This window comes from Microcystis sp. M53603_WE2 (genome assembly GCF_030065435.1).
Genome location: NZ_JASJFF010000634.1, coordinates 1 through 9,964, shown reverse-complemented (window position 1 = coordinate 9,964; position 9,964 = coordinate 1). Strand labels below are relative to the sequence as shown.

The following is a 9,964-nucleotide window of genomic DNA, read 5'->3' as shown; positions in this document are numbered from 1 at the left end:
CAGCTAAATTAGGATTAATTTCAAGAGCTTTGCTGTAGTCAGCTAAAGCTAATTCGTATTTTTGTTGGAGAAGGTAAATACCCCCCCGACCTAAGTAAGCCTCAGCTAAATTAGGATTAATTTCAAGAGCTTTGCTGTAGTCAGCTAAAGCTAATTCGTATTTTTGTTGGAGAAGGTAAATACCCCCCCGACCTAAGTAAGCCAGAGCCAAATTACGATTAAGTTCAATAGCTTTGTTCCAGTCAGCTAAAGCTAGTTCGTATTTTTGTTGGAGAAGGTAAAGAAGCCCCCGACCTAAGTAAGCCACAGCATAATTAGGATTAATGTCAATGGCTTTGCTGTAGTCAGAGAGGGCTAAATCGTATTTCTGCAAGTCTTTGTAAAGATTCCCCCGATTGTTGTACGTCTCAGCATAATTAGGATTAATGTCAATAGCTTTGCTGTAGTCAGCTAAAGCTAATTCGTATTTTTTTTGGTTAAAGTAAAGAAGCCCCCGATTGTTGTAAGCCACAGCATAATTAGGATTAATGTCAATGGCTTTGGTGTAGTCAGAGAGGGCTAAAATGTCAATGGCTTTGGTGTAGTCAGAGAGGGCTAAATCGTATTTCTGCAAGTCTTTGTAAAGATTCCCCCGATTGTTGTACGTCTCAGCATAATTAGGATTAATGTCAATGGCTTTGCTGTAGTCAGAGAGGGCTAAATCGTATTTTTGTTGGTCATAGTAAATATTCCCCCGATTGTAGTAAGCCTCAGCAAAATTACGATTAAGTTCAATGGCTTTGCTGTAGTCAGAGAGGGCTAAATCGTATTTCTGCAAGTTATAGTAAAGATTCCCCCGATTGTTGTAAGCCTCAGCTAAATTAGGATTAATGTCAATAGCTTTGCTGTAGTCAGCTAAAGCTAATTCGTATTTTTTTTGGTCATAGTAAAGAAGCCCCCGATTGTTGTAAGCGTCAGCATAATTAGGATTAATTTTAATGGCTTTGTTCCAGTCAGAGAGGGCTAAATCGTATTTCTGCAAGTTATAGTAAAGATTCCCCCGACTGAAATACCAAGCAGCACGGGGAGCGAGATCAATTGCCTGAGTAATTGCGGCTAATCCCTCATCATAGCGTTTTAATCGACTTAATACTCCCGATTTCTCGTTATAGTAATTGGGGTTATTGGGAACCAGAGAAATCGCCTGATTAATCACCGATAATGCTTGCTCATAATTTTCTAAATAGCGATAAACAACACTTTGCTCTTGTAAAATACTACTGTGAAACTTCTTTAAATCTTCCCGTTTAGGTAAGGTATTAATCGCTTGTTGCAAAGCTTCTATAGCTGGTTGATCTTTACCTAAATAACCTAATGCTAATCCCTTCCCGTACCAAGCTAAATAGACATTCTCGGACTCATTTTGCTTAATCGCCTCATCAAAGGCTTTAATTGCTTCCTCATGCCTCCGTAACCGCCATAATTGTCCTCCCCTTTGTATCCAAATATCCGCCTTCGCATTGGTATTAGGAACAATAACACCAGTAATCGCTTGAATAATTTCTTGTTGTTGTTGCGGACTAACTTGGGGTTGAGCAGTGGTTAATAATTGCGGTTTTACCTTGAATCTTTCTTGCAATCCGATAAAAGTGCTAATGGGAATCCCTAAACTAAACCCTAACTGAATTTCCGTTACCCCTGCTGTTTCCGAACTTCCATGAATCCCTATTACTCTCCCCTGGGAGTCTAAGACTGCACCGCCACTCATGCCCCCAAATGTGATGCTGGTATAAACTAATTCATAGCCTCCGGTTAAAGAAGCAACACTTTGTAATGTTCCCCCTTGTTGAGTGCTTAAAGGACTTTGGCGGGTTTGTAGTAATCCCTGTTCTTTATCGTGAATTGCACCGCCACTAAACAACCATTTCGAGGGATTTTGTCCAATTTTGGGGAAGCCTGCCGCAAAAACAAAATCACCGCTATTTGGGTTATAATTCGCTATTTCCGCAACGGGATAATTGTCCAGACTTTCAAACTGAAAGACTGCTAAATCTACCCCTTCCTGCCGAATAATGGTGCTTTTCTCGATGTTTCGAGTTTTGCCGTCGCTGGTGACGACGGTGTAGGTGTAATCAGCACAGCTGTCGGTGCGTGCCATTTCTCCGCAAAGGACGTGATCGGCGGTTAGGACGGTGTAAATATTCCCTTCTTTAGCGATAATTACGCCACTTCCATTGGCAATTACGCCACTTCCATTGGTTTTACTGCTACTATCAATCCGCACGGTGAAACCCTTCGCTTTCGCTTCTAATTCGGCGATATAGTCATTAGAGGCGGTGGTTTCTATATCGGGGTTCACCGGCGGTAGGGGTAGGTTATAGGCGCTGAGGATTTCGGGACGGATGTAGATTAATAGGGTATTGATGGGAATGCCCCAATTAACCGCTCTCATCTTTTGGATTTCTGCGTCTGTGGGTTTTGTACCGTCTTCGTAGGTGTAGTTAGAGAGAATCGGATGGGCCGATCGCCCGTTAATGCCGATTAACTCCCCATCAACAAAAATGCCGCCGCCACTCATTCCCTGCACGATATCGCCACTATAACCGACGCTGTAGCCATCCCGGAGGGGTCGAGCGCTCACCTGTTCGAGGGTTCCCTTTGTCGTCCGATACTGTCCCGTTTCGGCAACATATCCCGCGGCCACCACTTCTAAACCGATCCTGTTTTGATTGATGGTAAACTCCGCGATGGTGGCGATCGAATATTCCCGGGTATCGCTAAACTCCAGCAGGGCGAGATCTTGATTCTCCGATAGGGAATTGGGGACAATGCGGGCCGCACGGCTGTGGCCGTCGTAAGTTTGTACCTGTAGGGTTTTCGTGTTGCGGGTAACGTGGGCGTTGGTTAGGACAAGGTAATTATCGCCTTTTTTAGCAATAATCGTCCCCGATCCCCGATTTGTCTCGCTAGTAATCTTAACGGTGACTCGTTGTAGGAATTGCTCCTCGGTAAGCTCCCGATCGCCCTGTGCCGTCAGAATGGGATCATTAGAAATATTTCCGGCAGCCGGGGTGATAAGGGTTAACCCGGGTTGAGGCAGTAGGGAGAAAAGAAGGATGAGGGCGATCGAAGGTTTGATCATGGCTGTTACCTAGGGTTTGCTGAATAAATGTGAAATGTAGGCAAGGTAAGAGTTTTGTCGTTTTTCTCGTGAAACAGGTGCAAGATTTTGAGAGAATCGTGCTTCAAAACCTTGCGTCTTCATCGGCCCGGGTCCTGTAGGGGCGAAGCATTCGGGCAATAACCTATCGGTGAAACCGGAGATTTTCTATCCGAATGCTTCGCCCGTACTTTTTCAGCAAGCCTTACCTTGCTATTTTAAGTAGTAAGAACGAAGAAAAAAGAAGATACCGGAGGTGGTGAGAAGTGCGATCGCTGGGGGGATAATCGGAACCCAGAGACCGAAATAACTAAAGAGAAGCCAACCGATACCAGTAAGGGAAATCACAGCGATCGCCACTGTCAAAAGTACCGTTTTTACCCGAAGAAAACGCCACGTTAATAATCCCCCCACCAGGGACCAACCCAGCACCCAGAAAGCCTCCTGTAGGGGATTCCAAAAAGCGATCGAGGCTCGTTCTCCTGTCATTGTATCGAGAATTTGACTGACTGCGTGCGCGTGCAAATAAACCCCCGGAATTGCTTCCGATGGGTTGCGACTAAAGGGGGTTAAAAAATCATCGATCCCGGGTTCTGTTACTCCAATCAGGACAATTTTTTCCCGGACTGATTCGGAATTAAAACGCGGATCTAAAACCTGTCGGAGAGATTTTTTCGGAGCAATTTTGATGATTGCATCGATGCCATTATCGGCGATTCGACGGTAAGCGAGCATAACTTGACGGCCGGATCGGGTATCGGATTGACTGGTTCTGTAGGGGCCGCGGTTGGATTGTAGCCAGTCACCGAGATGAGTATCCCCAATATTAATTTCTAGAATTCCCCGCTCCAGTTTATTGCAGTCAAAATCTTGATTCTGGGATTCTAGATATCGTTTGGCAATTAGGAGACTAAAACTAGGAGCATAATCTTTAAAATTACAGGACATTGAGTCAACTTTGGCCAAAGAATCCGGGGGAAGACAGGGAGAGGTGCGATCGAGTTTTGCCTGATATAAAAAACGACGAATTCGGGGAACTCCGGCAATGGTTTCGTCTGGGACTATGTTACTAAAACCACTCTGATTTTTTGGCAGTTCCGGGGGTGGGGGAAATCCGTCCGGTTGTGGGTAATTATTAAACTTACAAATCGAGATAAAATTAGGAGTATTTTGTAATTGTTTGGCTAGGGGTGGATAATCTTGACTGGCAGCGATGGGACGGAGGATATCTAAGGCGATAATTTGCGGTTCGTAGGGCAGTAATTTATTTAAAAGCTGCGATAATGCTTCTCCTGCGAGGGAACGTTTTTGATCGCTTCCGGGTATTGTTGGTCTTTTCATACCCATGCGATCTTGATATTCCCAATCTTGGCGATCAATGGTAATAATTAATAATCTGTCATCGGGTTTATCTTTGGGTTTTAGTTGCATCAGGCGATCATAAATATTTAATTCTAAGGGTTCTAAAATTCCTGTTTCTCTTATTGCCAAGACTGTCATCGTTACGGCTAAACCTAAACCGAAAGTTAGAGCAAATCGTCGCCAATTTTGTTGTTTTTGAGGGGAGTTACTGAAACTATGCCAAGTGGGGGGTTCTTCGGTGGGATTGGGGCAAACTACGGGCAGCCAACTGGCACAGGGATAGTCTTTTTCCCAGTCATCGTGGAGATTTTTTTGGGCTTCATGTACGGCGCTATAGAGAGATTTATTATTGGTAAAAGCGGTTAAAAAGTATTGCAGAAATTTGGGAGAAACGGGATCGGGTAATTTCTCGCGCATAAAGATTAGATGGGGTAATGCCATCCCTTTTTCCCGTGATAGTTGTTGTGCTAAACCGATACCATCACAGGAGTTAAATATCGCTAACTTTAACCCGTTTTTAGTAGCTTCTCCCAGGGAAAAGCTAAAATCAGCTATCTTTAATTTATGAGTTTCTGTTAGTTGAATTTCGCAATCTTGACCATCTTCTGTACTGGCACTATGACCGCTAAAAAAGAGGATATTCCAAGTTTCTTGACGCAATAACTGATTTAATTTTTGCGGGTGAGGGGCTTTTTCCCAGATAATTTCGGCTCCTGCTTTTCCCGCAATATCGTCTAAAGTTTTGCGATCTTCTTCGAGAAATCTTAAGTCGGTGGCATAGCCTAAAATGGCTAAAATCCGAATTTTTTCATGATTTTTTAATTGTCTGGTTAAGGTATCGTATTCTGAGACAATAATGGCTATATCTGCGCCAGTATTTTGGAGAATTTCCCATTTTTCCCAGGGGAATCTTTGCAGCCAAATATTATCGGTTTGTAACCAGATACGAAAGTTATTGCCAGAGCGCAGAATTGCGGTTTTGATCGGTTCAAATTCTGGGCTATTATTCAACCATTTGTTTAAGTTATCCTCAAATAATTTGGCTTTTTCTTGGCAGTTTTTAAAAACTAAACTCTGCTGAGAACTATTGGTAATTTGTTGGGGATTGCTATCTTTTAAGACTTTAAAAAATCCCTCTAATTCACTATAGTGACGTTGCCATTGACGGTAAAAAGTTAATAACTCTAAATTAGCTGGTAGCCTTGCTTTGATCACAGTTTGGGGACGAGAATTAAGATCGGGACGAATTTCTAATTTTACTTTAAATCCCCGATCGAATGTGCCATCTAGTTCGAGAGTTAGGAGTTTAATCATGAAGTTTTTCCTCGCTTATACTTGTAAATATTCGGTTACTCTTGCCGATTCTAAAGCCACTTCAATGAAGAATTTATCCCCCAATTCAGCATCAAATCGATAACGAATAAATTCATCGTTATCTGTGGCAATTACTTCTCGAAAAACCTCACCAGTTTCGGTGAGAATACTTAATCTTAAATGGGGGGGTAAAGTGCTTGTTTCTCCCGTGGGGTAAACAGTCGCTTGCAGGCTAAATATTTCTTCAGTTTTAGCGATAGTAATCATCAAAGCGAGGGGATTTCCCAGTAATTCTACTCCTAAATCTTTGATGCGTTTAATTTCTGTATTTTTGAAAGCTGGAACCAGTGACAGTGAGCTAAAATCGAGGATACTTTGCCAATCAATGGGGAAATTATGGGCAAACCAATTGGTTAACTTGACGGGGGATTTTTGCCGACGGGTAATTAAAATTTTTCTCCAGTTACTATTGACGATAACTGCTGCCCATTCCTGAAAAGCAACGGCTTTTCTGGGAAAGATTAACTGAGGATTAGCTAAGATGTCTAGTAAGGTTGTCAATCTATCTAAAGATAGTTTTTCTTCCATCTTTTCCCGTTCAATCTTAACTGCTTGTAATTGACACTCTCCCCATAAATCTAAAGAATCTGATCCTGATTGCAGTTGATTTCTCGGTAGAGAGTAGTTAAGATTACGCTTAATATATTGTCCTTTTTCCTTAATATCTTTATGGGTAGTACAACCCCAAATTCTCAGATGACTTTCGGCAGTGTTTACCTGTACCGCTAGATAATAATCACCAATTAATTGAGGAATATCTACCCATTCTTGAGGAATTTCGATCGCTTCTAGATCCAGAGTTTCGCTGGCAATAACTATTACTGACTTTTCGCCTAATTTAACGGTAAAACCATTAACTCCTAGTTGCCAGAAATCCTCTTGATTTTCTACTAAACTAACCCCAGGCATCCCTGACTGTAGATAGTTAAAAATAACTTGTTGACAGAGATAATTAATATAAAATCTCTGACGAATACTGGCATCAGTAAAACTGGCACTTTTTGCCCAACTTATCTCTTGAATATCTGCGGGTATTTCTAGCCAAATGCTATCAGGAGTTAGTTCTAACCAATCATTAACCATAATTAATCCTCCTGAGTTGTTGCGCTGGTTTGATAGTAGTATGTTAGCCATGGTTCTATTGCCTTACTAATAACTTCTCTATCGTGGGACTGGAAAGAAATATGCAGGTTTTCGCTGGCCCAGGGTAAAAACTTTTTAGCGAGGTGACGATAAACTTTATCCAGTTCCCTAGAAACCTGATATTGTTTGATAACCACCGTGGTAATTTCTGTAATCTTAGCGGCAATTGCCACTTGTCCCAACCCCAACCCATAAGTCATCTCTAGAATTAACTGAATTTGCGGATGCAGTTTTGCCTGTTGCGGCTGCTGACAAATCTGTTGAATTTCTGCCCCTAACCAAGCTAGAATTTTTTGGTGGTTTTGTTGCGACTCGCGAAAATTTTCCGCCGCTTCTAATTGCTGCCAAGGGGTATCATGGAGAGTATCTTCGATCATTTCCTCCCTCGTGCTACTTTCCTCACCCCCTAAAGGTTGCTGTAGAGAAATTGTTTTTCCTTGGGGAAATAAATAATCAAAAATAGCTTGTCCCGCATCCTCTAACCATCGGTTAATTGTCGCAGAACTGATTTTGATGGTAGAGTGGCTATCCGAGTTATAAGCAGCGGCGATTTTTTGCCAGATTTCTGGACTAGGTTCCTGAATTTTACCATCGGTTTTGATTTTTGCCTGGGCATAAATTTCTTTATAGTAATCCCAAGCTAAAAGGTAATTTTCGAGAGTTTCTCCCACTAATCCCCTCGCCAGGAGAGCTTGGCTGAGACGCGCTCCGGTAGAATTAAGTAGTAGGCTCCAAGTATTATGGCCGAATGCTTGACTAATCTGACGGATGCGATCGATTAAGCGATATTTAATCCTCTGATTGGCAAAATTATCGAAGCGAGTGGAGAATAAAGGCTTAAAGTCAGCTAAGATAGCCTCAAAACCAAGAATTCCTTCGTTAAAGTAGTCTTCGATCTGATAATCTAGTTTAGCTTGATATTTTTGATAGATTTCGGCAGCAGCCCAGTAGCAAGGTTCCTGCAAATAAGCGTATAAATGCCCACGAAAAAGATGATTTTGGGAACCGGGATTCTGATACTGTTGCTGAAAGAATAGGGCCAAATACTCCTCGGACTCGACATTAGGATCGATTGGGCCATAGCTTTCCATGTTACGACGCAAACGCCGATCACAATTCCATTGTGTCCTATTTTGCTGCAAAACTAAAAAGCAACAAAACTTCTCCAGCAAAGTCTCTCGTTTTTTCATCTAGCTACTCCCCGTGGAGGTCAACTAAACTCTCTATCGTTCCACTTGCAGCTTTTATGCAGTATTTTGGCATTTTGTTACAAATTGATCATACTCGGTCTAGGAGAGTCACATTGACATACTCCCCCAACCCCCAACAGCTAACCCCGATGGAGGACCAGAACGGGCATATTAAAAAAAAACCTGTCCAGTGTTCCTGAGAAACGTTAACATAAGTTAACAACCCCTTGACAACCGATAAGATCATCCTCAATTTATCAGGAGTTCGACAGCGTGAACAAAAACGGTAATAACAAAAAATGGCGCAATGCGGGACTATATGCCCTATTGTTAATCGTAGTCCTTGCCTTGGCCTCAGCTTTCTTCGATCGCCAGCCAGCAGTGCAACAAACTTGGAAGTATAGTGAATTTTTACAGGAAGTGCGGGAAGGTAAAGTAGAAACCGTGCGCTTAAGTGCCGACCGGCAACGAGCGATCGTACCCACCCAAGATGGAGCAAATGTATTAGTTAACCTGCCCAACGATCCGCAATTAATCAACATCTTGGCAGAAAATAACGTTGATATTTCCGTACTGCCCCAAAGAGAAGAAGGAGTATGGGTAAGAGCCTTCAGTAGCCTATTTTTCCCTATATTGCTTCTTGTTGGTCTATTTTTCTTGCTCCGTCGCGCCCAAAGTGGTCCTGGCTCCCAAGCGATGAACTTCGGCAAATCGAAAGCAAGAGTACAGATGGAACCCCAAACCCAGGTTACTTTCGGTGATGTGGCCGGGATTGAAGGGGCAAAATTAGAATTAAACGAAGTGGTGGACTTCCTGAAAAATGCCGATCGCTTCACGGCAATTGGGGCAAAAATCCCCAAAGGAGTCCTTTTAGTCGGTCCTCCGGGGACAGGTAAAACCCTGCTTGCTCGCGCAGTAGCTGGAGAAGCGGGAGTCCCGTTTTTTAGCATTTCCGGTTCGGAATTTGTGGAAATGTTCGTCGGGGTGGGTGCTTCTCGCGTCCGCGACCTATTTGAACAAGCGAAAGCGAATGCACCTTGTATCGTCTTTATCGATGAGATTGATGCTGTCGGTCGTCAACGGGGTGCCGGTTTAGGGGGTGGTAACGATGAACGGGAACAAACCCTCAACCAATTATTAACGGAAATGGACGGTTTTGAAGGTAATACAGGTATTATCATTATCGCCGCCACTAACCGCCCCGATGTGCTGGATGCCGCTTTATTACGTCCGGGTCGTTTCGATCGCCAAGTGGTGGTAGATCGTCCCGATTACGCTGGCCGTAAGGAAATCCTTAATGTCCACTCCAGAGGCAAAACTTTGGCTCAAGACGTGGATCTCGATAAAATCGCCCGTCGTACCCCCGGTTTTACCGGTGCCGATCTAGCTAATTTGCTCAACGAAGCCGCAATTTTAGCGGCACGTCGCAATTTAACCGAGATTTCTATGGATGAGATCAACGATGCGATCGATCGTGTTCTAGCAGGTCCTGAGAAGAAAAATCGCGTCATGAGTGAAAAACGCAAAACTTTAGTTGCTTACCATGAAGCTGGTCACGCTTTGGTGGGTGCTTTAATGCCGGATTATGATCCCGTCCAAAAAATTAGTATTATTCCTCGCGGTCGCGCTGGGGGTTTAACTTGGTTCACTCCCAGCGAGGATCGCATGGAATCCGGGTTATATTCTCGCGCTTATCTGCAAAATCAGATGGCTGTAGCTTTGGGGGGTCGTTTAGCTGAAGAAATTATCTTCGGTG

General features: G+C 43.2%; 5 protein-coding genes. 1 reads left to right on the top strand and 4 read right to left on the bottom strand.

Going from position 1 to position 9,964, the window contains the following annotated elements; genetic code table 11:
• The 4 genes from PX481_RS13520 to PX481_RS13505 all read right to left on the bottom strand — a co-directional run.
• On the bottom strand, nt 1-3,121 hold a 3,121-nt coding region (locus PX481_RS13520; protein WP_288094740.1), incomplete at its 3' end, for a serine protease.
• A 231-nt stretch (nt 3,122-3,352) separates the two neighbouring features.
• Nucleotides 3,353-5,815, bottom strand: coding sequence for a CHASE2 domain-containing protein (locus PX481_RS13515; protein WP_288094739.1), 2,463 nt, complete (start codon nt 5,813-5,815; stop codon nt 3,353-3,355).
• Between the two features lie 15 nt (nt 5,816-5,830).
• Nucleotides 5,831-6,958, bottom strand: coding sequence for a DUF1822 family protein (locus tag PX481_RS13510; RefSeq protein ID WP_288094738.1), 1,128 nt, complete (start codon nt 6,956-6,958; stop codon nt 5,831-5,833).
• A 2-nt stretch (nt 6,959-6,960) separates the two neighbouring features.
• On the bottom strand, nt 6,961-8,208 hold the full coding sequence (locus PX481_RS13505) for a sigma-70 family RNA polymerase sigma factor (protein ID WP_288094737.1): 1,248 nt from the start codon (nt 8,206-8,208) through the stop codon (nt 6,961-6,963).
• A 273-nt stretch (nt 8,209-8,481) separates the two neighbouring features.
• Here PX481_RS13505 and ftsH3 point away from each other — a divergent pair.
• Nucleotides 8,482-9,964 (top strand): ATP-dependent zinc metalloprotease FtsH3 (ftsH3, locus tag PX481_RS13500; protein WP_288094736.1); only part of this gene is annotated, 1,483 nt, incomplete at its 3' end.

Excerpts from the sequence above, each read along its gene's own strand:
- PX481_RS13515 (WP_288094739.1), bottom strand. The coding sequence starts at position 5,815 with ATGATTAAACTCCTAACTCTCGAACTAGATGGCACATTCGATCGGGGA.
- PX481_RS13510 (WP_288094738.1), bottom strand. The coding sequence starts at position 6,958 with ATGGTTAATGATTGGTTAGAACTAACTCCTGATAGCATTTGGCTAGAA.
- PX481_RS13505 (WP_288094737.1), bottom strand. The coding sequence starts at position 8,208 with ATGAAAAAACGAGAGACTTTGCTGGAGAAGTTTTGTTGCTTTTTAGTT.